Raw genomic sequence first — 23,211 nt, forward strand, 5'->3', positions numbered from 1 at the left:
CCGCAAGCTGAATGCAGGAAGCGGGCGCGGCCGACGCTGCGCCCGCGCAGCACCGCAATACCAGAGTGGCAGGCAGGACGCCGCGCGGCATGTGCAATGCGTGCCGCGCGGCGCCGATAAACGACATCCCCCACAGAGTCATCGCATGCAATCCGCCATCGATTTCGAGCAGCTCGCAAACGCCATCGGGGACGCCATCGTCATCTCGGACGCAGCCGGCGACATCACATTCTGGAATCCGGCGGCCACGCGTATGTTCGGCTATACGCAGGAAGAAGCGCTCGGCAAGACGCTCGATCTGATCATTCCCGAGCGGCTGCGCGGCCGCCATTGGGATGGCTATCACAAGACGATGGCGACTGGCCAGACGCGCTATGGCAACGACGTGCTGCGCGTGCCGGCCGTGGACAAGGCGGGCAAGGCGCTTTCCATTGCCTTCACCGTGGCGTTGCTGCACTCGCCGCAGGGCGAACTCGATGGCATCGTCGCCGTGATCCGCGACGAAACGGCGCGTTTCCAGGAGGAGCGCGCGCTCAAGAAACGCATCACCGAACTCGAAGCACAGGCCCAGCAATCCTGAAACCTCGGGAGCTCTTCGATGCATACCGAAAGACTCGGACATTTCGAGGTCGAACTCTCGGCCCGACAAATGATTCACAACGGGGGCTGGGCCGCGTTCGCCGCGATCCACGCGGTCGAGCCCGCTGCCGACGAACCGGCGGCGGCTGTATTGCCCCGTCAATGGGTGGTCGACGAAACCGTATTCGAAAGCGAGGCGGCTGCGATTGCCGGTGCGCGCCAGGCGGCGCTCGCTTTTCTCAAGAGCGGCGATTCGCCCAGCCTGGGCACGTCATAGGGCAAAGCCCCCATCGAGCCGCGGCATACAGAATTCCAGCATCAGGCAAAAATCCAAACTGCGTGGGACCAGAATAAGGCGCTGAAGCGCCAACTCTGGCCGACATAGGAGACGTTTCATGAAGTCGTGGCTACGCTTTCGGCGCGCCAGATGCATTGGCGCGCCGCCGATTCCGTTTGTTCTCGCCGCAGCGCGCGCTCTTGTGCAGCAGGGAGGCGCATCATGGCGATGACGATTGCGGTCCCCCGTGAGATACACGAAGGCGAACGACGCGTAGCGGCGACGCCAGAAAGTGTGGCACAACTGATCAAACTGGGCTACGCCGTCGAAGTGCAAACGACGGCGGGCGCCAGTGCCTCCTACCCGGACGACGCTTACCGTGCCGCAGGCGCGCGCGTCGTGGACGATGCGCAGGCGCTCTTGAGCGGCGCGGATATCGTCATCAAGGTGCGTCCGCCTTCGAGCGAAGAAGTGCAGCGACTCAAGCCCGGCGCGACGCTGATCGGTTTCATCTGGCCCGCGCAAAACGCCGCGCTGCTCGAACAACTCGCGGCGCGTGAGGCAACGGTGCTCGCGATGGACTGCGTGCCGCGCATCTCGCGCGCGCAGAAGCTCGACGCGTTGAGTTCGATGGCGAACATGGCCGGCTATCGCGCGGTCGTCGAAGCGGCCCAGCATTTTGGGCGCGTTTTCACCGGGCAGATCACGGCAGCCGGCAAGATGCCGCCCGCCAAGGTGCTCGTGATCGGCGCAGGCGTGGCGGGGCTTGCGGCGATCGGCGCCGCGCGCGGTCTTGGCGCCATCGTGCGCGCGTTCGATACGCGCCCCGAAGTCGGCCAGCAAGTCGAAAGCATGGGTGCGGAGTTCCTGAGCATCGACATCGAGGAGGAAGGCGGCGGTTCGGGCGGGTACGCCAAACAGATGAGCGCGAAGTTCATCGAAGCGGAGATGGCGCTGTTCGAGGCCCAGGCGCGCGAGGTCGACATCATCATCACGACGGCGCTCATTCCCGGCAAACCGGCGCCGCGCCTCATCGATGCGAAGACGGTGGCGTGCATGCGCGCGGGCAGCGTGATCGTCGACATGGCGGCCGAGCAGGGCGGCAACTGCGAACTCACTCGCCCGGGTGAAGTCGTGAATGCGAACGGCGTGACCGTCATCGGTTACACGGATCTGCCAAGCCGCATGGCGAACCAGTCGAGCCAGCTTTACGCGACCAACGTCCGCCATCTGCTGACCGATCTCACGCCTGCCAAAGACGGCGAGTTGAAGGTCGATATGGACGACGTCGTGCAGCGCGGCACCACTGTCATTCAGCGCGGCCAGCTGTGCTGGCCACCGCCGCCGGTGCAGGTCTCGGCCACGCCGCAAGCGGTTGCACAGGCGAAGTCCGTCGCCGTCGCGACCGGCAACGGGAAAGAAGCCGCCGCGCAGGCCGCGCGCCGCAACGGCGTCTGGTCGCTCGCGGCGCTCGTCGTTACCGCGTTGCTGCTGCTCGCGCTCGGCGCGGTCGCGCCGCCCGCGTTCGTTGCGCACTTCACCGTGTTCGTGCTGGCCGTGTTCGTCGGCTATCAGGTGGTCTGGAACGTCACGCCCTCGTTGCATACGCCGCTCATGAGCGTGACGAATGCGATCAGCGGGATCATCGTGATCGGCGCGTTGCTGCATCCGGGCAACGCCAGCACGATCGTGACCGTGCTGGCGGGCATTGCGCTCGTCGTCGCGACCATCAACATCGCGGGCGGCTTTCTGGTCACCCAGCGCATGCTGAAGATGTTCCAACGGACCTGAGGAGACGTCATGCTCAACGGAATCGGCAACATGGCGTGGCTCGGTGCGGCGACGCTCTTCATCCTCAGTCTGCGCGGGCTGAGTCATCCCGCCAGTGCGCGGCGCGGCAACCTTTATGGCGTGACCGGCATGGTGATCGCCGTGCTCGCCACACTGCTCGTCACGGGCGGTGCGGGCCTGCAAATCGCGCTCATCGCCGCGCTGGTGGGCGGCGGGATGGGCGCGATGCTCGCGCGCCGCGTGGAGATGACGCAGATGCCGCAGCTCGTCGCGGTGTTGCACAGCTTCGTGGGTCTTGCGGCCACGCTCATCGCCTTTGCGAACTTTCTCTCGCCCAAGGCGCCGATGAGCGGCGTCGAGCGCGCGATTCACGACACCGAGATCTATGTCGGGGCTTTCATCGGCACGGTCACGTTCAGCGGTTCGATCGTCGCGTTCCTGAAGCTGCAGGGCACGGTGAGCGGCAAGCCGTTCGTGCTGAGCGCGCGGCATCTGCTCAACGCGGTCGTGCTGGGCGCGTGCATCGCGCTCGGCTATCGCTTCGTCAGTGCTCCTGATGGCGGCGACGCGCTCTACGCGCTCATCGTGATGTGCGTGCTGGCGGCGGCGCTCGGCGTGCATCTCGTGATGGCGATCGGCGGCGCGGACATGCCCGTGGTGGTCTCGATGCTCAACAGCTATTCGGGCTGGGCCGCAGCGGCAACGGGCTTCATGCTCGACAACGATCTGCTCGTCACGACGGGCGCGCTGGTTGGATCGAGCGGCGCGATTCTCAGCTACATCATGTGCCGCGCAATGAATCGCAGCTTCGTTTCGGTAATCCTCGGCGGTTTCGGTACGGTGAGTTCCACGGCAAGCGAGGCGCCGCAAGGCGAAGTCGTGCCGACCAGCGTGGACGAAGTGGGGTCGCTGTTGCGCGATGCGCAGGAGGTCGTGATCGTGCCGGGCTATGGCATGGCCGTCGCGCAGGCGCAAGGCACCATCAGCGAGATCACGCGGCGGCTGCGCGCGCTGGGCATTCGCGTGCGTTTCGGCATTCACCCCGTTGCGGGGCGCTTGCCTGGCCACATGAACGTGCTGCTCGCGGAAGCGAAGGTGCCCTACGATATCGTGCTCGAAATGGACGAAATCAACGAAGACTTCACGAGCACCGACGTCGTGCTCGTGATCGGCGCGAACGATATCGTCAACCCGGGCGCGCAGGAAGATGCGGGTAGTCCCATCGCCGGCATGCCGGTGCTGGAGGTTTGGAAGGCGCGTACCGTGGTCGTCTCCAAGCGCAGCATGGCGACCGGCTATGCGGGCGTGGACAATCCGCTCTTCTATAAGGACAACACACGAATGCTGTTTGGCGATGCGAAGGGCAGCGTCGACGCGCTGCTGCGGCAACTCGAAGCCGCTTGACGTTTGAAGCAAGGCGCGGCGGGCTCACGTCTGCCGCGCTCGCTGTAACGGGGGAAGTGGCGGACGCACCGGCGTCGAGGCGATGCGCAACCAGCCCGCGCGCAATCACAACAGATGGAGGCAGACAACGTGGCATATACCGATCGTATCGATGGCGGCTACACCGCCCGGCGGCACAACCGCTGGGTGCAGCTCGTCGCTGGCATTCTCTGCATGGGGCTCGTGGCGAACCTGCAGTACGCGTGGACGCTCTTCGTCGTGCCGATGGATGCACGGCATCACTGGGGGCAGGCTGCGATTCAGCTCGCCTTTTCGATTTTCATCGTGACGGAAACGTGGCTCGTGCCGGTGGAGGGTTGGCTCGTAGACCGCTTCGGCCCGCGCCCCGTGGTCATGGGCGGCGCCTGTTGCGTGGCGCTCGGCTGGGTGCTCGACGCGTGGGCGCCCGCGCTGCCGGTGCTCTACGTCGCGGCAGTGATCTCGGGCATCGGCGCGGGGTGCGTGTATGGCACGTGCGTCGGCACTGCGCTCAAATGGTTTCCCGACCGGCGCGGTCTCGCCGCCGGCATGACGGCGGCAGGTTTTGGCGCGGGCGCGGCGCTCACGGTCATTCCGATCTCGAACATGATCCAGCAGTCGGGCTATGAGCGCGCGTTCGTGTTCTTCGGACTCCTGCAGGGTGCCTGCATCATGCTGCTCGCGCTGGTGATGGTGCGGCCGAAGCCTCCCGCTCACGCGGCGGGCATGAAGCGCATCGTCGCGACGAAGACCGACTACACGACGAGGCAAATGGTTCGCGCGCCCGTCTTCTGGGTGATGTATGCGATGTTCGTCTGCGTGGCGGCGGGCGGCATCATCGCGACGGCGCAGATCGGCCCGATCGCGAAGAGCTACGGCTTCGCCTCGATGCCGGTCACACTCGTCGCGGCGACGCTGCCGCTGCTCACCATGACGCTCTCGATCAACAATCTCTGCAACGGCTTTACGCGGCCGCTGTGCGGGTTGATTTCGGATCGCATCGGCCGCGAGAATACGATGTTCATCACGTTTCTCGGCGAGGGACTCGCGCTGCTGGGCTTGCGCGCGTTCGGCCACGACCCGTATCTCTTCATGTTGTTCTCGGGGCTCGTGTTCCTGTTCTACGGCGATATCTTTTCGAACTTTCCGGCGACCTGCGCCGATACGTTCGGAGCGAAGTACGCGGCCGGCAACGCGGGCACGCTCTATACCGCGAAGGGGACCGCGGCGATGCTCGTGCCGGTCGCTACGCTGCTGGCGATCCACGGCGGGTGGAACATGGTGTTCGACATGGTCGCCTGCGTGGCGATGATGGCGGGCGTGAGCGCAAAGGTGATCTTGCAGCCGATGCGTCGGCGCTGGATCTTTCAGTCGGGTGAGGAGTCGAGGATTGCCGATTCGGCTTTCGTCCGTTCGCCGCTGGGTTCGCGTGAGTGAGCGCGATTGAAGCGCGTCCAGAAGCGTTACGGGCGGGCGGTGCGGTCGTGATCGCGGCGAGCGATTGCGGGGCGCAACGCCCGCATCATCCGCGCGGCGCCCTGTATTCTTGCGCGCACGCGTGAGCGCCGTACGCGCCGCGTATCGATGCGGGCTTGCTCGCGACGCGGGTCCGCTTCGGCGGCGCGCTCGTTTTCCAACCCGAGATGGGCATAACGGCCCTCACTGGCGCTCTTGCCGAGCCAGTGTTCGGGCAGCCGGGTTGCGAGCAGCCAGGTCGCGGCGGCGCCAAAGCTGACAGCGACGATCGCTGCGACGACAACGAGTTCCATTCGGTCTTCCTCAATCGGCTTGTCATGGGTTTGCACGCACGCGCCGTGCCGTGTGGCAATGTATACCATGAAACATAACGGAGCGAGGCAGGCGGATACAGGCCGCAAAACGAAAAAGCCCGCAGATTTGCGGGCTTTTTCGATGAATCCTGTGTGCTGCTAACTTCTGCTTGATGAGACGTGGTGCCCAAGAGAGGACTCGAACCTCCACAGTGTTGCCACCGCCAGGACCTGAACCTGGTGCGTCTACCAATTCCGCCACCTGGGCACGTCTTCAAGCTAGCAGAAGATTGTGACGCGATTTCGCGTGCCTGTCAATAAATCTTTTCAAAAAATCTTCATCCCGGGAACGCGGCTGCTGCGTTTTACGCGATAGCAGGGCAGTTGTACTCGCTGCTGCCGCCGGAAATGAAAAAGGCCGGCATGAAGCCGGCCTTTTGAATCTGGTGCCCAAGAGAGGACTCGAACCTCCACAGTGTTGCCACCGCCAGGACCTGAACCTGGTGCGTCTACCAATTCCGCCACCTGGGCAAGGTGTCGTTTGCTGTTCAACGTGTTGTGCAGCAAAGACCAAAATTATAGCGGGATCGGAACGGCTGTCAAGCGTTTTATGGAAGGCGATAAAGCGCGGCTGCCCAGGCGTTGCAGACCGCGTGCAGTGGCCGTCTCGTCGCGCCGCAAGGCCGCTCCCACGGCTCGTAGGGTGCGATGCGAGTGTTAGAATGCCTCGCAGAAGTTCCGCCGGCCAAAGTCCGTGATTCTGGTGCTGCGTGCAGCGTGGCGCACGCAGCGCGAGCGGTCAGGCAATCCACGTACAGGCCGGCAGATTGCAGCACTCGAAGACCGGGCGCCGCCCGCATGTATCGCACATTCGGGCCGCGCGAAATCCGACGTCCACGCAACGAGAACAACCATCGATAAGCCCTTGAGCAAATATCCGTATCCGATTCCCAGCCGCGAAGAGATTCTCGGCGTGCTGCGGACCAGCGACTCGCCGTGCACCGCGAACGATATCGCCGAGGCGCTCTCCATCAAGCGCCAGGAGCGTGAAGGGTTCTTCAGGCGGCTCGCCGCCATGGAGCGCGACGGGCAGATCCGGCTCGACTCGCGCGGCCACTACCAGCTCGCCCATCCTTCGAATTTCGTCGCCGGTCGCGTGCAGGGGCATCGCGACGGCTACGGCTTCCTCGTGCGCGACGACGGGCAGGACGATCTGTTCCTGCCGCAAGGCGAAATGCAGAAGGTCATGCACAACGACCGCGTGCTTGCGCGCATCGTCGGCTATGACCGGCGCGGGCGGCCGGAAGGGCATATCGTCGAAGTCACCGACCGTGCGAACCGCAGTGTCATCGGGCGCCTGCTCAACGAGAACGGCGCGCTGATCGTCGCGCCGGAAGACAAGCGCATCGGCCACGATATCCTCGTCACGCAGAATCCCAAGAAGGCCAAGGTCGGCCAGGTCGTTGTCGTCGAGCTCACCGATTTCCCCAGTCGCCACTCGCAGCCGCTCGGCCGCGTGATGGAAGTGCTTGGCGACATCGACGATCCGGGCATGGAGATCGAGATCGCCGTGCGCAAGTACGGCGTGCCGCACGAGTTCAGCAAGAGCGCGCTCGACGAAGCCGCGAAGCTGCCCGACGCCGTGCGTCCCACCGACATTCGTTATCGCGTGGACTTGCGCGACGTGCCGCTCGTCACCATCGACGGCGAAGATGCGCGCGACTTCGACGACGCCGTGTATTGCGAGCCGATGCAGGTGGGCAAGGGCGAGGGCTTCCGCCTGATCGTCGCCATCGCCGATGTCTCGCATTACGTGCTGCCGGGCGGCGGTCTCGATGTGGACGCGATCGAGCGCAGCACGTCGGTGTATTTCCCGCGCCGCGTGATTCCGATGCTGCCCGAGAAGCTCTCGAACGGGCTCTGTTCGCTCAATCCGCACGTCGACCGCTGTGTGCTCGTGTGCGACATGGTGATCACCGCGCGCGGCGAGATCAAGGCCTACCAGTTCTATCCGGGCGTCATGCATTCGGCGGCGCGGCTCACGTATACCGAAGTCGCGGCGGTGCTGACCAACACCAAGGGCCCCGAGGCCACGCGCCGCGCGGCGCTGCTGCCGCAACTGCAGAATCTCTATGGCGTGTACAAGTCGCTCTTCGCCGCGCGCCAGAAGCGCGGCGCGATCGATTTCGACACGACCGAGACGTATATCGTCTGCAACGCGCAAGGCAAGATCGAGCAGATCGTGCCGCGCCAGCGCAACGATGCGCACAAGCTGATCGAAGAGTGCATGCTCGCGGCCAACGTGTGCGCGGCGGACTTCATGAAGCGCCACAAGCACCCGGGCCTGTACCGCGTGCACGCGGGGCCGACCGCCGAAAAGCTCGAAAACCTGCGCACCTTCCTGCGTGGCATGGGCCTTTCGCTCGGCGGCGGCGACACGCCGCACGCGAGCGACTACGCCGCGCTGATGGCGCACATCCGCGACCGGCCCGACGCGCAGATGCTGCAGACCATGCTGCTGCGCTCGATGCAGCAGGCCGTGTACAGCCCGGACAATATCGGTCACTTCGGTCTTGCCTACGAGGCTTACGCGCACTTCACGAGCCCGATTCGCCGCTATCCCGACCTGCTCACGCACCGCGCGATCTACGCGATCCTGCAGGGCAAGAAGTACCAGCCGCAGGCGCCCGAGGGCGTCGAGCTCAATACCGCGCTCTCGCCGCGCGCCCGCGCGCTGCAGGCCGAGGACGAGGAGAAGCGCGGCAAGCGCGCCCGCGGCGCCAACACGGCGATCTGGGAAGAACTGGGCCTGCACTGCTCGGCGAACGAGCGCCGCGCCGACGAAGCCTCGCGCGATGTCGAAGCCTGGCTCAAGTGCTACTTCATGCGCGACAAGCTCGGCGAAGAGTACGGCGGGATGGTGAGCGGCGTGACGTCGTTCGGCATTTTCGTGCAGCTCGACGCGCTCTTCATCGAAGGTCTAGTGCACGTGACGGAACTGGGCTCGGACTACTTCCAGTACGACGAGATCAAGAACGAGCTGCGTGGCGAGCGCACGGGCATTCGCTATCGTCTGTCGGACCGCGTGCGCGTGCAGGTGAGCCGCGTGGATCTCGACGCACGCAAGATCGACTTCCGCCTCGTGCGCGATACGCCCGTGAAGCCGGGCGGCAACCGGCCGATGCCGGTCGACAAGAGCACCATGGAAGGTGGACCGCGTGTGCGCGCGCTGCCGGGCGGCGACATGGCGCGCCAGAAGAAGGCTGCGCCGGCGCCGAGCGTCGCGGTGAAGGAGGCGCGCGCGGCACGCGGCGCCGCCAAGACCGCGAAGAAGCGCTCGGCCGTGAAGCCGGCGCCCAAGAAGCAGGCGCCGCGCAAGAAGCGCTGAGCGCCATGCATGCGGAGCGTCAAACGCGCTCCGCAGCCAGTACCTATCCGGGCCGCGCCGCCGTGCGCGTGCCCGGTTTTTTCACTTGCTTGCCGCGCCGGGTTTTGCCGCATGGGCGCGCGGCTTGCATACGCCGGACCGCACGATGCGGCCGGCTGACTATCGTTGCTGGCGGCGCTGTGTCTGCGCCGCGAAACGTTCATCAGGGGTTGTATCAGTCATGTCACGTCTCAAGGTTCTTTACGGGTTTCATGCGGTGACCGCACGCTTGCGGCACGACGCGTCCACGGTCGAGGATGTCTACTACGATCCGACGCGCCGCGACCGCCGCATGCAGGACTTCCTGCACACCGCGAAGGAAGCCGGCGCGCGCGTGATCGCGGCCGACGAAACGCGCCTCTGGGGTCTCGCGCACACGGAGCGCCACCAGGGCGTGGTGGCCCGCGTGCACGATCTGGCGCTCGCGCAGAATCTCGCGGAGCTGCTCGACGGCATCCAGGGCTCGCCGCTCTTGCTCGTGCTCGACGGCGTGACCGATCCGCACAATCTCGGCGCGTGCCTGCGTGTAGCCGACGCGGCCGGCGCGCACGCGGTGATCGCCCCGCGCGACCGCGCCGTCGGTCTGAACGCCACGGCCGCGAAGGTGGCGAGCGGCGCGGCGGACACCGTGCCCTATATCACCGTGACGAACCTCGCGCGTGCGCTGCGCGAGCTCAAGGACGCGGGCGTGTGGGTGGTCGGCACCGCCGACGACGCGAGCGCGAGCCTCTACCAGACGAAGCTCGACGGTCCGGTCGCGCTCGTGCTGGGCGCCGAAGGCGAGGGCATGCGCCGCCTCACGCGCGAAACCTGCGACGAAGTCATGCAGATTCCGATGGCGGGCACGGTCGAGAGCCTGAATGTTTCCGTCGCTTCGGGCGTCTGCCTGTTCGAAGCGGTGCGCCAACGCTCGGCCGCGCGCTGACCGCCGGCAGGATCAGCCGTTTCGCGATCCTGCGAGATGCGGGCAGCCCGTGCCCGCATCTCCGGTAAACTATGCGGATTCCGCGTTTTTCTCCTCCTCGGGCTGTACTCCCATGACTCAAGACGAACTCAAGCAACTGGTCGGCCAGGCCGCCGCCGACTATGTCAATGCGAACGTGCCGGAAGGCGCCGTGATCGGCGTCGGTACGGGCTCCACCGCGAACTGCTTCATCGACGCGCTGGCGGCGAGCAAGGGCCGCTACCGCGGCGCCGTGTCGAGCTCGGTCGCGACCACCGCGCGCCTCGAAGCACACGGCTTCAAGATTTTCGACCTCAACGAGATCGAATCGCTGCCCGTATACGTGGACGGCGCCGATGAAATCGACGGCGCCGGCGCCATGATCAAGGGCGGCGGCGGCGCGCTCACGCGCGAGAAGATCGTGGCTTCGGTGTCGGACGTGTTCGTCTGCATCGCCGATGCGAGCAAGCGCGTCGACGTGCTCGGCCAGTTCCCGCTGCCCATCGAAGTCGTGCCGATGGCGCGCACGGCCGTTGGCCGCCGCGTGACGGCGCTCGGCGGCGTGCCGGTGCTGCGCGTGCAAAAGGACGGCTCGCCCTTTATCACCGACAACGGCAACGAGATTCTCGACGTGAAGGGCCTGCGCATCAGCGACCCGCGCACGCTCGAGGCGCATGTCAACGCATGGCCGGGCGTGGTGACGGTGGGTCTGTTCGCCGCACGCGGCGCGGACTTCTGCCTGCTCGGCGGCGAATCCGGCGTCGAGCGCATCGATTACCGCAAGGCCTGAGCGGCCTCGCGCGAGCGGCGCGTGCAACAGGCTTGCGCCTGATTGCCTGTGCGCTCCCGCTCTTTATCCGGCAGGCCTGCGTGGCCTGCCGAACCGAACGTCGCGATTAATCATTAAAAGAACGCGATTTTCCGGATCTGGTTGTCCGCGCATCTATCTGAGACTTCAATTTGCCCTTCAATGATTTTTGAAAGGGAATCTCCGAATTCAAGGCGTTCGCAATTCGCTACGTTGAGAACCGCACACAAAAATGCGAATGACGTAGCAATAATCTGACTGTCTGAGATATAAATTCACCGTCCGGCGGCGTTATGCAAAAAGTTCGCTAAAAGAGACGTCGAAGCGACCGGACAGGGGAAGGGCGGCGCGCGAAAATGCGCGGCGGCCCATGGGTTTCGGTCAGGCGGTGCGTGAAAGTTGCTGGCGTACGCTGCGTGGCGCACGGGGAAATAATGACAACAGCGGGTGTTGAACGATTTGTGTCGGACTACTATTCAATGCAGGTCCGAAAAAAGGCACAGGGTTTTACGGGGTATTCATTTTTGCTCTCTGGATTTTCAATTCTGCATGATCGCCTGATTTGCGCGAATGCGTAAAGCTTGGTGGCGTTCTGCGCGCGAATCTAATCTGGTAACTCCATTAAACGGTCTTCCTATATCGGGCTGGTCCGCGGGGATATTCGCGCGTCGTAAATGCAGTGATTTTATCGGCATTGCAATTGAAGTCGTGTTAAATGCGCCCGCACTATCAGGGGGAGTGTGCGCGCATTCATCCAACGTTCCCCTGTTTTATCAGGAAGACCACAATCATGAAGAAGATTCAGGCCATTTCGCTCGCCGCCATGCTCTCTTTCGCTTCGGCTGCCGCATTCGCAGGCGGTGCCGGCGGTATGGGCGCGCCGTCGTCCTCCACCACGTCGGCGGTGGGCGCAGCGGGCGTCGGCTTTGGCGCTACGGCACTCACGTCGAACTCGACCTCGTCGGTCAACGGCAGTTTCACGTCGGCGCTGACGGTGCCGGGCCATATCGACGCTACGGTGTCGCAAGGCAACCAGTCGTTCTCGAACGCGAGCCTCACGTTCGGTTCGAGCTACACGACGCAAAACGGCAACTCGCAGACTTACGGCCAGACGGCTAACGGCAACGTCGGCCAGACCGGCACGACGACCACGAACCAGAATTCGTCGACGCTCGGCTTCACGAGCGCCACGCAGTCGGGTTCGCAGAACTTCAATTCGTCGGTGATCAACACGTCGTTCAACGGTTCGAGCGGCAGCTACGGCGGCTCGGGTTTCACCTCGAACGCGAGCGCGAACGGCACCGGCACGGCCAATGCCGATGGCGGCGTCGGCATCGTCGCAGCGGGCGGTTCGGGTTCGCTCACGGGCGGCATGCACTGGTAATCCGAACGGGTCAGCCGTTCACTAGCGCGTCGGAGAGGGGGCGCTGCCCCCTTTCCGTTCACGGAGAGAAGAATGAGCAAGCTGAAACAAAAAATGGCCGTTGCCGGGGTGTTGCTGTTTGCAGGCGCCGCGTGGGCGCAAACCACGCCGACGATGACGTCGGGGACCACGTCCACGTCGAGCCAGACGAGCACCGTCTCCAATACCGTCGTATTGCCGAGCGGCGGTACGTCGGACGTCACGTATCACGGCGGCTACGATGTGCGCACGACGCCGACGGTCTATGCGCCGGCCTTGACGGCCTCGGTGACCGAGACCTGCTGGGGCAGCATTTCCGCCGCGGTGTCGGTGGTGGGCGTGGGCGCGACGGCGGCGGGCACCATCAAGGACATGGACTGCAACAAGCGCTTGAATGCGGCTGTGGCATGGCGCATGGACCGCAAGGACATTGCGTTCAACATCATGTGTCAGGAAGACGACTTCCGCGAGGCTGCCGCGCTGACCGATCATCCTTGCGGCGACAATCGCAAGGTCGCGAAGAATGACGGCACACCCGTGCAGTTGCGCAGTGCCGACACGAGCCCGGACTCGAAGCTTCAGGAGCCGACCGACCCGTTCGTGCGCGAACGCGAGCATTTGCCCGCCTTGCCGCTTGCACAGGCGCTCGTGCCTTCGGCTCATTGAATCGCGCAAGGCTGAAGAGGAGAGGGCGCGCTCCTGTTCTCTTCAGCTGGCACCGCAAGATGCGATCGATTCGGAATCCTGTGCAATGCTGTTCCCTTCGACTTTGCCTGACGAGACGCGAGTGAACTCGCGGCGCGCAACGAAAACGCGCGCGCGATTACGCGTTCACTCGACCGTTTCCGCCTGGTGCAGGCGCGGCAGCAGCCGGTCGAATTCGCGGCGCACGAGCCCGTAGCACTCGCAGGCGCGGGCTTCGAGGCCCTCGCGATCGAGCACGCGGATATGGCCGCGGCTGTGATGGATCAGGCCTTCGTCGTGCAGCTTGCCGGCCGCTTCGGTAACGCCTTCGCGGCGCACGCCGAGCATGTCGGCGATGAGCTGCTGCGTGACGCTGAGATCGTTGGACGCCACGCGGTCCACTTCGATCAGCAGCCAGCGGCACAGCTGCTTGCTGAGCGAGTGGTGACGATTGCACGCAGCGGTCTGTGCGACCTGCGTGAGCAGCGCGTGCATATAGAGCAGCATGAGGCGGCGCAGGAAGTCCGAGCGCGCGAATTGCTGCTTGAGGGCTTGCGCGCTCATGCGATAGGCGAAGCCCGCGCATTGCACCTGCACGCGGTTCGGCATCGTTTCGCCGCCCGTGAGCACGGGCACGCCCGTCATGCCTTCGCGGCCGACTGCCGCGATTTCGACCGAACTGCCGTCCTCCATCGTCGAAAGCAGCGAGACGATCGCGGTAGTCGGAAAGTACACGTGATGAATGCGCTGGCCGGAATCGCAGATCAACTGTTCGGTGCGCAGATGAACGAGTTCGAGGTGCGGGGCGAGAGCCTGCCATTCGTGCGACGGGAGGGCGCCCAGCAAATGGTTGCCGTGAAGATCGGATTGAAGGGTTAACATGACTGGTCCTCGTGCGAAGCGGCGCGAGCCGCCTCCTGTTTTTTGATTCCGTGCGCCGAACTCGTTGTTGTCTGCCGTTTCCCGTGCGGCTCTTGTGTTCGTCGTGCCGGCCCCATAGTCCCGCTTGTTCGTGCCTCGTCCCACTCTCGCGTTTGTCTGCGCGGTTTCGTTCGTCCGCATCTGCGCTCGTGTGGCGATCTCTCTTTAGCAGGGTGTGTGCCAGTTGGTGCGAAAGCACGCATTGAAGCGGCTGAGCGCGAGTCGGCCATGCGGCAGCGCGGCGAAACACCGCATTTTTGTTTCAGTTTTGTACGGCGAATTTGCGGACCACCGCCCTGCGCATCGCCTGGGTGGAAGTCGCAAGCCGGTGATTTCATTGAATTATTTCCCCTGTCGAGCGGGCGATTCAGAAATGGCTCCTCGTTGAAACATGGCTCCGGGGCGATTCGGGCAGCGACCAGAAAACAAGCGGTTTTGATTCAGTTCTGTTGCAACGCAAACGAAGCCGCCGAAAAAAAGTTCGGCGCTGAAACGTCGCGTGCGAGTGGCTTTACGGCGCGCCCGCCGTTGCGCATGCGATCAGTGTGGGTATGCGTACAGATTGGCATGCCGAGGTTTGCTCCAATGAGGTCCGTAAAAAGCCTCGAGGCGTTGCGAGGCTTTAGAGGTCCGGGAGGCGCGTGACGCTTCGCACGAGCCCGCCGGCAGGCAGGCGCGGCGTTCGTCGACGTGACCCGACGTATTTCAACGGGGAGCTCACTGCATGAATCAGCTTGTGACGCCTGCCGGTTTGATCGCGGCAGCCAATGAACCCGAAGTCGCGCTCATCGTTCAGCCCGTGGTGCTGGCCGGGGGCTCGGGCACGCGGCTTTGGCCGCTCTCGCGCGAGCACTGCCCGAAACAGCTGATCGACCTGCTCGACGGCGAGTCGCTGCTCGAAGCCACGGTGCGGCGGCTCGACGGGGTGTATGCCGAGGCGGGCGCGGCGATCCGCAAGGCCGCGCCTGTCGTCGTGAGCAGCGAGGAGCTGCGGCTCATGACCGTCGACCGGCTCGGCCGCAGCGGCACGCCCGCTCGCGTCGTGCTCGAACCGGTCGCGCGCAACACGGCGCCGGCGCTCACTGTGGCGGCGCTGGCGGCGCGCGCCGGGCACGAGGCGACGCTCGGTCGCGATGGCGCGCTTGCCGGATGCGACAGCGACCCGGTGCTCATCGCCATGCCGGCGGACCACCTGATCGCGGATCGCGCCGCGTTTGCCGCCGCGCTCGAGGAAGCAGTGGGGTATGCGGCGCGCGGCGCGATCGTCACGCTGGGCGTGCCGCCGCAGCGCGCGGAGACCGGCTACGGGTACATCGGCGCGGGCGCGGCGCTCGGCGCGAGCGGCGCACGCGTGATCGAGCGCTTCGTGGAAAAGCCGGGCGCCGAACTCGCGGCGACTTACGTGGCCTCCGGCGATTACCTCTGGAATAGCGGCATTTTCGTGGTGCGCGCATCGGTGTGGCTTGCCGCGATCGCGCACTGCCGGCCGGCTATCGCGGCGCAATGCGCGGCGGCGTTCGAGGCGGCCGCCATCGACGCCGACGGCACCGTGCATCTCGACGCCGCAGCGCTCGCCGCGTGCCCGTCCGATTCCATCGACTACGCGGTGATGGAGTCGCTCGGCGCCGACGCACGGCTCGCGGGCGTGGTCGTGCCGCTCGTGGCCGGCTGGTCCGACGTGGGCGCGTGGGATGCGGTGTGGCAGGTGTCGAACAAGGACGAGAGCGGCAACGTGGCCCGCGGGCGCGTGATGTTCGAAGACGTGACCGACACGTTCGCACATTCGGACGGACGGCTCGTGGCCTGCGTGGGTGTCCACGGCGTGGTGGTGGTCGAAACGGCCGACGCGGTCCTCGTCGCGGCGAGAGATCGCGTGCAGGACGTCAAGGCGATCGTGGGCAAGCTCAGGCAGGAGCGCAGCGCGGTCGCGCAGCATCACCGGCGCGTGGAGCGGCCGTGGGGCTGCTACGACTCGCTCGATCAGGGCGAACGCTTCCAGGTCAAGCGCATCGTCGTGAAGCCGGGCGGGCGGCTGTCGCTGCAGATGCATCATCACCGCGCGGAGCACTGGACCGTGGTGCGTGGCACGGCGCGCGTCACGCGCGGCGAGGAGGTTTTCCTGCTTTCGGAAAACGAATCGACCTATATCCCGCTGGGAGTGAGGCACCGGCTGGAGAATCCGGGCAAGACGCCGCTCGAGATCATCGAGGTTCAGTCAGGCGGTTATCTGGGCGAAGACGACATCGTGCGCTTCGACGATGAGTACGGCCGGATACAACGGTGAACAAATACAACATTGAAAAGCACGATGTTGGGCCGCGCGCGAAAAAGCGTGCGCAGAAGAAACATGCACGCCGGCATCCCTGCATATGCACAGCCAGGGACTGCCGATCGATTTGAAGCCAGTTGAAAGCGTGCCGATTGAAGTAAGCGGGCGATCCATACGATCGCCTTACAAAAACAGCAGCGCAAGGGCCGACGTAACACGCGTAAATACGAACAAGATGCATGCCGCAAGCATCATGTCAGGAGATATCCTGGCTGGCGAATTATGCGAAGCGCATGCAACGTAATACCTAAGTTCGACGACGCACGAGGGCCCGCGCAGTATCCGGCAAACATGGGCGATAACGCCCACATCGGGGGGGGTAGGGTCATGGAACTGGGGAACAAGGAACGCTCGCTCGTCAGCAAGGTGATGGACGGGCTGATTTCAGGCATCGTCGAGGAGCGGTATGGCGCCGTGCTGCCACCGCAGGACATCCTCTCGAAGGAGTTCGACGTGAGCCGCACGGTGATGCGCGAGGCGCTCTCCATGCTGCTCGCGCGTCATATGCTCGACGTGCGGCCGAAAATAGGCACGCGCATCCGGCCCATGCGCGACTGGCGCATGATCGACGAGGACGTCGTGAACTGGCGTTTCCGCTCGAAACCGGACAAGACGTTTTTGCGCGACGTAATCGAATTTCGCGGCCTGATCGAACCGGCGGCGTGCGCGCTCGCGGCCACGCGCGCGAGCGCGGCGGACATTGCCGGCATTCGCGAGGCGTTCGAGGCGCTGCGCCAGACGAGCACCGACGATCCGAATTTCCAGACCGCCGACGCGCTTCTGCACACGCGCATCCTCGCGGCGAGCGGGAATCAGTTTTATCAGCAGATGGCCGCGATCATTCGTGGCGCGCTCTCGCTGGTGAATCCGATTCTCAGCACGCGTGACGGCGGCTGGAACAACGTCGTGGCGGCCCATGGGCGCATCGTCGAAGCGATCGAGCGGCGTGCGCCGAAGGAAGCCGAAGCGGCCGCGCTCGCGATGATCGAATACACCGCCGACGAACTCACTCGCGCGCTCGCGCCGGAGTTGGAGCAGCGCTAAGGCCGTTCGCGGCGTCGCTTCGCTCGCATCGATCCAGGCGCTGTGCGTGGATCGATGCGAGCGCATTGCGGCGCGCCGCGTGTGCCGGTATCGTGCGTGTCTTTGGGTGCGCCGCGCGTGACGTACATGACGTACGTCGTGCGGCCGCCCGCGACTTCACAGCCGGAGCACGCAGCACATGAGCGAAACACAAACGATACGTTGGGGCATCGTCGGCGCGGGCCGCATTGCGCATCGCTTCGCGCAGGGCGTCGCGCACGTGCCGCATGCGCGCGTCGAAGCGGTCTGGTCGCGGCGCGCGGCCACTGCGCAGGCGTTTGCCGCGACCTGCGGCGCGCAGGCGTGCGAGAGCGTGGATGCGCTCTTCGCGAGCGGCATCGACGCCGTGTATATCGCCACGATGCAGGACAGTCACGCCCAGTACGCCATTGCCGCGCTCGAAGCCGGCCTGCCCGTGCTGTGCGAAAAGCCCGCCACGGTCAACGGCGCGCAGCTCGAACGCGTGCTCGACGCGGCGCGCCGCGCGCAGCGCCTCTTCATGGAGGCGATGAAGCCGCCGTTTTATCCCCTCTATCGAAAGTTGCGCGCGCAACTGGACGATGACCCCATCGGGCCGGTCGGGCTCGTGCGCGCGGGCTGTTCGGTGGCCAGCGTGCCTGCTGACCATCCATCGCTTTCGTTCGAGCAAGCGGGCGGTGCGCTGCTCGACATCGGCGTGTACGAAATGTTTCTTGCCGTCGACTGGCTCGGCGCGCCGCGCGAGGTGCAGACCGTCGGGCGCCTCGGCTCGACTGGCGTGGATACCTTCGCGAGTCTCAATTGCCAGCATGAGCGCGGTATTGCGCAATTATTCTGCGGGCTCGATCTGCACGGTTATGGCGACGCACTGCTGGCGGGGCCGCTCGGCAATGTGACGATACACGCGAACTGGTGGAATCCGGTTCGCGCAACGGTGCGCTATGTGGATGGCCGCGTCGTCGAACTCGACGAGCCGTTCGAGGGTGGCGGCCTCAACTACGAAACGGCGCACTTCTGCGAGCTGCTGCGCGCGGGTGCGCTCGAAAGCCCGGTGATGACGCACGATACCTCGCGCCGCATGCTCGCCATGGCCGACGCGGCGCGAGCGGCGCTCGGACTGCGTTTTCCGTGCGAATGACACGCTAAACAGCGGCCCGTAAGCGAAACGGCCCGCATGTGCGGGCCGTGTCTGTAAACGCATGTGCTATCAGTGGCGTGCAGGCAGTGCGAGGCGCCTTTCGTACCAGTGCTGCACCCATTCGAGCACCTGGCAAAGCACCCAGTACACGGCGGCCGCCGCGAGATAGAGCGGCAGCGGCTGATACGTCGAAGCGATGATTTCCTGCGCGCTGCGCAGCAGCTCTGTCACGGTGATGACCGAAACGAGCGAGGTGTCCTTGATGAGGCTGATGAGGCTGTTCGAGAGACTCGGCACGGCGATGCGCAACGCCTGCGGCGCGATCACGTAGCGCAGCGTCTGCGTGCGCGAGAGGCCTAGGCTATAGGCCGCGAGCCACTGTCCGCTGTGAATGCCGAGAATCGCGCCACGCATGCTCTCCGAGAGATACGCCGCCACGTTCGCAGAGAGCGCGATCACGCCTGCGGGCGTCGGGTCGAGCGAGATGCCGACGCTCGGCAATCCGTAATAAATGACGAAGATCTGCACGAGCAGCGGCGTGCCGCGCATCAGGCTCACATACACGCGCGCGATGAACACGAGCGTGCGGTTCGAGCTGATGCCCATGAGCGCGAGCACGGCACCGCCGATGAGCCCGAAGATCATCGAAAGCACGGCGAACTTGACCGTCAGCACCGCGCCCTGTGCGAGCACCGGCAGCGACTGGATGATGAGCGTATAGATGGGCATGGGCGTAGGTAACGAATGGAAGTGGCGCGGTTTGCAATGGAGGCGTATGTGCGAAGGGCGGCATCGTGCGATGCCGCCCTTCGCGTCAGCCGGACTGTGCGGCGCTCGCGATCATTGCCGGATCATTGTGAGATCGGCTTGGTCACGTCGATGCCGAACCACTTGTCCGAGATCTTCGTGAAGGTGCCATCGGCTTCGAGTTGCGTCATCGCGTCGTCGATCGCCTTGGCGAACTTCGGATTGCCCTTCTTGAACGGGATGGCCGACGGGTTGCCGGCGCCGACCATCGCGCCCGTGCGCAGCGGCAACTGCGAGTTCTTCAGCAGGTAGGCGAGCATCAGGCGGTCGTTGAGCGCCGCGTCGAGGCGGCCCGCTGCGAGGTCGCGCAGATACTCGGGGGCGCCCGGGTAGGTCTTCACGTCGATGCCAGGCACCGACTTGGCCATGTCCATGTAGTTGGTGCCGAGGCCGACGCCGAGCTTCTTGCCCTTGAGGTCTTCGAGCGTCTTGAACTCGCGCGTGTCGTCCTTGCGCTGGATGAGCTGCGCGGCCGAGTACGTGTACGCCGGCGAGAAGTCGAGCACGGCCTTGCGCTGGTCGGTCACGCCGACCTGGTTCACGATCACGTCGAACTTGCCTGCCTGCAGGCCCGCGATGATGCCGCTCCATTCGGTCGTGACGAATTCGGGCTTGAGGCCCATTTTCGCGGCGACGGCTCGGGCGATGTCGACGTCATAGCCGACCAGTTCGCCGTTGGGCGCCTTCGAGTTGAACGGGGGGAACGTGCCTTCGAGACCGATGCGCAGCGTGCCGCGTGCCTTGGCCTGGTCGAGCAGGTCATCGGCGTGGGCGCTGGCTGCGACGAACGATGCGCCAACGATTGCAAGTGCAAGGAGTTTTTTCAGCAAACCGGATTTCATGTTTTCCTCTTGTTCTGCTGCTGCGATTCTGGTGCTAGCGCACAGCGCCTCCGATGCGCCATGACTAGCCTGCCACTATAGCTTTACGCGCGGCCCGGGGCCAGCGCCCGCGCACATTCGGCGACGAGTGCCGGGCCGCGGTAGATGAAGCCCGTGTAGACCTGCACGAGCGAGGCGCCGGCCGCGATCTTCGCGCGCGCGTCGTCGCCCGAAAAAATGCCGCCCACGCCGATGATCGGCACGTCGCCGCCCAATTCGGCGCGCAGCTTGCGGATCACGTTGTTCGAGGCGTCGAATACCGGGCGTCCCGAGAGGCCACCCGTTTCGTTCGCATTTGGCATGCCTTCCACCGCCGCGCGCGAGAGCGTGGTGTTGGTCGCGATCACGCCTTCGATCTTGTGGCGCAGGAGCGTATCAGCGATTTCCTTGACCTGCTCGTCGTCGAGATCGGGCGCGATCTTCAGCGCGAGCGGCACGAGCTTGCCGTGCATGTCTGCGAGACGCTGCTGCTTGTCCTTGAGCGCGGCGAGCAGGGCGTCGAGTTCGCCGCCGCCTTGCAGCTGGCGCAGATTCTTCGTGTTCGGCGACGAGATGTTGATCGTCACGTAGCTCGCGAACGGATAGACGCGCTCGAGGCAGAAGAGATAGTCGTCGGCGGCGCGCTCGATCGGCGTGTCGGCGTTCTTGCCGATATTCAGGCCGAGAATGCCGCGATAGCGCGCGGCCTGCACGTTCTTCACGAACTGCTCGACGCCGTGGTTGTTGAACCCCATGCGGTTGATGATGCCGCCCGCCTGCGGCAGCCGGAAAATGCGCGGGCGCGGGTTGCCCGGCTGCGGGCGCGGCGTCACGGTGCCCACCTCGATGAAGCCGAAGCCGAGCGCGGCGAAACCGTCGATCGCGGCGCCTTCCTTGTCGAGGCCCGCTGCGAGTCCCACCGGGTTGCGGAAGGTGAGGCCCATGACGGTGCGCGGCGAATCGGGCACGCGCGGGGCGAGCAGGCCCGCCATGCCGGTGCGGCCGGCGGCGCCGATCATGCGCAGCGAGAGGTGATGGGCGTCTTCGGCGTCCATGCGAAAGAGCTGGTCGCGGACGAACGGATAAAGGGTGCTGAACACGGGAAGAAGGCGCGGGCGCCAGAAAATGGGAACCCGCTATTTTAGCGGTAACGCGGACCCTGGGCGATGCGCCGCAGGCTCAGGCTTCGGGCGTGAGCGGCGTGAGTGGCGCCCATGCGCCGTCGAAGAGCCCTTCGAGCGGCTGAAAGTGCGCCTTGTAGGCCATTTTCGGACTCTCGCGGATCCAGTAGCCGAGATACACGTAAGGCAGCTGAAGGCTGCGGGCCTGCTCGATCTGCCAGAGGATGTTGTAGGTGCCGTAGCTCGTGTGGAGCGTGTCCGGGTCGAAGAACGTGTAGACCGACGAGAGCCCGTCGCCGAGGATGTCGATCATGCTCACCATGCGCAACGCGCCGGGCTCGTCCGGATGACCAGGGTCCGGCTCGCGGAATTCGACCAGCCGTGAGTTGATCCGGCTTTGCAGCAGGAACTGCTCGTACTGGTCGCGGCTGTCGCGATCCATGCCGCCGCCCGCGTGGCGCGCGGACTGATAGCGCATGTAGAGCGCGTAATGCGCCTCGTCGTAGTGCAGCGGCGCGACCGTGGCGACGAGCGCGCCGTGCCGCTTCCACGCGCGACGCTGCGTGCGGCTCGGCGTGAAGCGCTCGACCGGCACACGCACCGGCACGCACGCGCGGCAGCCATCGCAGTAGGGGCGATAGGTGAACACGCCCGAGCGCCGGAAGCCGGCCTTCACGAGATCGGTATAGACGTCGGAGTTGATGAGATGACTGGGCGTTGCCACCTGCGAGCGCGCGATGCGCCCCTCCAGGTAACTACAGGGGTAGGGCGCCGTTGCATAGAATTGCAGCGCGGAAAGCGGTGAAAGCGGCAGCTCGTTTGGATGCGTCACGTTGGCAGCTCTCGTAGCAGTTCGGATCGTCGCGTGGCGCGCGCGTCGCGCACCCAGCCTCACGCGCAAGCCTTGCCAGGCCATACGGCGCGCCGCACATGGCGTGCCAGGGAAGGCCGGGCTGCGATGGGTTCGCTATTCAGTCTAACATTGACGCCGAACATGTATCCATCGAATTGCGTGGGCTGTCGCAAGCCCGCACGCGAGCGATCATACGCCGCTCATGTGCCACTCATTTGCCGCTCGCCTGCCATTCACGCTGCGGGCAAGAACTCGTCTGGCGCGCCCCTGCCGCCGAGCAGATCGGCGAGCACGGCTTTGTCGAACTTCCAGGGAATGGGCGCGGCATTCACGTGCGTGCGCACGTGGGCGATGAACGCCTTGCGCGAGATTTCGCGCCCGCCGAGCGAGGCGAGATGCGCGGTGTTCTGCTGGCAATCGATCAACTCGACGCCGTGACGGCGCAGATGCGCGACGAGCGCCGCGAGCGCGATCTTCGACGCGTCGGTCATGGAAGCGAACATCGACTCGCCGAAGAACATCGTGCCGAGCGCCACGCCGTAGAGGCCCCCCACACGCTCGCCGCCGAACCAGGCCTCGACGCTGTGCGCATCGCCCACGCGGTGCAGGGTGGAGTAGGCGTCGATCACGTCGCCGGTGATCCACGTGCCGCGCTGGCCGCGCCGCGGCGCGTTCGCGCACGCGCGCATCACGGCGGCGAAATTGTTGTCGACGCGAATTTCCCACGCGTCCTCACGCAGCACGCGCTTGAGCGTTTTCCTGAAGGAGGGCGAGACCTTGAATTCGTCGGGGCGCAGGATCATGCGCGGGTCGGGGCTCCACCAGAGCACCGGCTGGCCGTCCGAGTACCACGGGAAAATGCCGCGCCGGTAGGCATCGATGAGGCGTGACGGCAGCAGGTCCGCGCTGGCGGCGAGCAGGCCTGGCGCGCCGCTCGACGCGCCGAGTGCGCGCTCGACGGCGGGAAACGGTTCGTCGGGCGAAAGCCAGGGGACCATCGTCGCGGGCTTGGTTAGAA

20 protein-coding genes and 2 tRNA genes are annotated in these 23,211 nt (G+C 65.1%); 13 read left to right on the plus strand and 9 right to left on the minus strand.

All coding sequences use genetic code 11. From position 1 onward, the window contains the following. Window positions 1-145 precede the first annotated feature (145 nt). The 5 genes from AB3X99_RS04010 to oxlT all read left to right on the plus strand — a co-directional run bounded on the left by AB3X99_RS04010 (window position 146) and on the right by oxlT (window position 5,506). Window positions 146-580 (plus strand): PAS domain-containing protein, encoded by a 435-nt coding sequence (locus tag AB3X99_RS04010; RefSeq protein WP_368604111.1) that lies wholly within the window; start codon window positions 146-148, stop codon window positions 578-580. Window positions 581-598: 18 nt separating this feature from the next. Beyond that, on the plus strand, window positions 599-856 hold the full coding sequence (locus AB3X99_RS04015) for a hypothetical protein (protein ID WP_368616167.1): 258 nt from the start codon (window positions 599-601) through the stop codon (window positions 854-856). Window positions 857-1,078: 222 nt separating this feature from the next. Next, window positions 1,079-2,647 carry a Re/Si-specific NAD(P)(+) transhydrogenase subunit alpha gene (locus AB3X99_RS04020; protein WP_368616168.1) on the plus strand — a complete coding sequence of 523 codons (1,569 nt, stop codon included), beginning with the start codon at window positions 1,079-1,081 and terminating at the stop codon, window positions 2,645-2,647. Between the two features lie 9 nt (window positions 2,648-2,656). Then, entirely contained in the window at window positions 2,657-4,051 is a 1,395-nt protein-coding gene (locus AB3X99_RS04025) for an NAD(P)(+) transhydrogenase (Re/Si-specific) subunit beta (protein WP_368604113.1), read from the plus strand. 129 nt (window positions 4,052-4,180) lie between these two features. Continuing rightward, window positions 4,181-5,506, plus strand: coding sequence for an oxalate/formate MFS antiporter (oxlT, locus tag AB3X99_RS04030; protein WP_368616169.1), 1,326 nt, complete (start codon window positions 4,181-4,183; stop codon window positions 5,504-5,506). Between the two features lie 26 nt (window positions 5,507-5,532). On the opposite strand, the gene AB3X99_RS04035 is transcribed toward oxlT, so the two are convergent. The 3 genes from AB3X99_RS04035 to AB3X99_RS04045 form a co-directional block, all read right to left on the minus strand. Next, window positions 5,533-5,838 (minus strand): hypothetical protein, encoded by a 306-nt coding sequence (locus tag AB3X99_RS04035; RefSeq protein WP_368616170.1) that lies wholly within the window; start codon window positions 5,836-5,838, stop codon window positions 5,533-5,535. A gap of 181 nt (window positions 5,839-6,019) precedes the next feature. Then, window positions 6,020-6,106: transfer RNA gene (locus AB3X99_RS04040), tRNA-Leu, on the minus strand. Window positions 6,107-6,282: 176 nt separating this feature from the next. Further along, window positions 6,283-6,369: transfer RNA gene (locus tag AB3X99_RS04045), tRNA-Leu, on the minus strand. 394 nt (window positions 6,370-6,763) lie between these two features. Here AB3X99_RS04045 and rnr point away from each other — a divergent pair. The 5 genes from rnr (at window position 6,764) to AB3X99_RS04070 (ending at window position 13,084) form a co-directional block, all read left to right on the plus strand. Next, complete coding sequence (gene rnr, locus AB3X99_RS04050; RefSeq protein ID WP_069267581.1) at window positions 6,764-9,226, plus strand: ribonuclease R; 2,463 nt, start codon at window positions 6,764-6,766, stop codon at window positions 9,224-9,226. A 220-nt stretch (window positions 9,227-9,446) separates the two neighbouring features. Further along, a complete protein-coding gene (gene rlmB, locus AB3X99_RS04055) occupies window positions 9,447-10,190 on the plus strand; it encodes a 23S rRNA (guanosine(2251)-2'-O)-methyltransferase RlmB (protein WP_069267580.1) in 744 nt (247 codons plus the stop codon). Window positions 10,191-10,302: 112 nt separating this feature from the next. After that, window positions 10,303-10,998, plus strand: coding sequence for a ribose-5-phosphate isomerase RpiA (gene rpiA / locus AB3X99_RS04060; protein ID WP_368616171.1), 696 nt, complete (start codon window positions 10,303-10,305; stop codon window positions 10,996-10,998). Window positions 10,999-11,806: 808 nt separating this feature from the next. Beyond that, complete coding sequence (locus AB3X99_RS04065; protein WP_069267578.1) at window positions 11,807-12,400, plus strand: hypothetical protein; 594 nt, start codon at window positions 11,807-11,809, stop codon at window positions 12,398-12,400. Window positions 12,401-12,472: 72 nt separating this feature from the next. Then, window positions 12,473-13,084: a hypothetical protein gene (locus tag AB3X99_RS04070; protein ID WP_368616172.1), complete on the plus strand. Its 612-nt coding sequence runs from the start codon at window positions 12,473-12,475 to the stop codon at window positions 13,082-13,084. 165 nt (window positions 13,085-13,249) lie between these two features. Here the strand turns inward: AB3X99_RS04070 and AB3X99_RS04075 are convergent, their stop codons facing one another. Next, complete coding sequence (locus tag AB3X99_RS04075) at window positions 13,250-13,984, minus strand: Crp/Fnr family transcriptional regulator (RefSeq protein WP_069267576.1); 735 nt, start codon at window positions 13,982-13,984, stop codon at window positions 13,250-13,252. Window positions 13,985-14,747: 763 nt separating this feature from the next. On the opposite strand from AB3X99_RS04075, the gene AB3X99_RS04080 reads away from it, so the two are divergent. The 3 genes from AB3X99_RS04080 to AB3X99_RS04090 all read left to right on the plus strand — a co-directional run bounded on the left by AB3X99_RS04080 (window position 14,748) and on the right by AB3X99_RS04090 (window position 18,552). Further along, window positions 14,748-16,307: a mannose-1-phosphate guanylyltransferase/mannose-6-phosphate isomerase gene (locus AB3X99_RS04080; RefSeq protein ID WP_368616173.1), complete on the plus strand. Its 1,560-nt coding sequence runs from the start codon at window positions 14,748-14,750 to the stop codon at window positions 16,305-16,307. A gap of 372 nt (window positions 16,308-16,679) precedes the next feature. Beyond that, window positions 16,680-17,396, plus strand: a complete 717-nt coding sequence (locus AB3X99_RS04085; protein ID WP_069267574.1) for a FadR/GntR family transcriptional regulator — start codon at window positions 16,680-16,682, stop codon at window positions 17,394-17,396. Between the two features lie 178 nt (window positions 17,397-17,574). After that, window positions 17,575-18,552, plus strand: a complete 978-nt coding sequence (locus AB3X99_RS04090; protein WP_368616174.1) for a Gfo/Idh/MocA family protein — start codon at window positions 17,575-17,577, stop codon at window positions 18,550-18,552. A 69-nt stretch (window positions 18,553-18,621) separates the two neighbouring features. Here AB3X99_RS04090 and AB3X99_RS04095 read toward each other — a convergent pair whose 3' ends face one another. From AB3X99_RS04095 to aat, 5 genes are all read right to left on the minus strand, one after another. After that, window positions 18,622-19,281, minus strand: coding sequence for an amino acid ABC transporter permease (locus AB3X99_RS04095; RefSeq protein WP_028204859.1), 660 nt, complete (start codon window positions 19,279-19,281; stop codon window positions 18,622-18,624). Between the two features lie 122 nt (window positions 19,282-19,403). Continuing rightward, entirely contained in the window at window positions 19,404-20,201 is a 798-nt protein-coding gene (locus AB3X99_RS04100; RefSeq protein WP_368616175.1) for a cystine ABC transporter substrate-binding protein, read from the minus strand. A gap of 83 nt (window positions 20,202-20,284) precedes the next feature. Continuing rightward, on the minus strand, window positions 20,285-21,319 hold the full coding sequence (locus AB3X99_RS04105) for a quinone-dependent dihydroorotate dehydrogenase (protein WP_069267571.1): 1,035 nt from the start codon (window positions 21,317-21,319) through the stop codon (window positions 20,285-20,287). Between the two features lie 79 nt (window positions 21,320-21,398). Beyond that, the gene (locus tag AB3X99_RS04110; RefSeq protein ID WP_342945631.1) at window positions 21,399-22,172 is read right to left on the minus strand and encodes an arginyltransferase; all 774 of its coding nucleotides are present in this window, start codon (window positions 22,170-22,172) and stop codon (window positions 21,399-21,401) included. 254 nt (window positions 22,173-22,426) lie between these two features. Beyond that, entirely contained in the window at window positions 22,427-23,191 is a 765-nt protein-coding gene (aat, locus tag AB3X99_RS04115) for a leucyl/phenylalanyl-tRNA--protein transferase (RefSeq protein ID WP_069267569.1), read from the minus strand. Window positions 23,192-23,211: the final 20 nt, after the last annotated feature.

Origin of the sequence: Paraburkholderia sp. BR10882 (assembly GCF_040948855.1) — a bacterium.
Classification (GTDB): domain Bacteria; phylum Pseudomonadota; class Gammaproteobacteria; order Burkholderiales; family Burkholderiaceae; genus Paraburkholderia; species Paraburkholderia nodosa_A.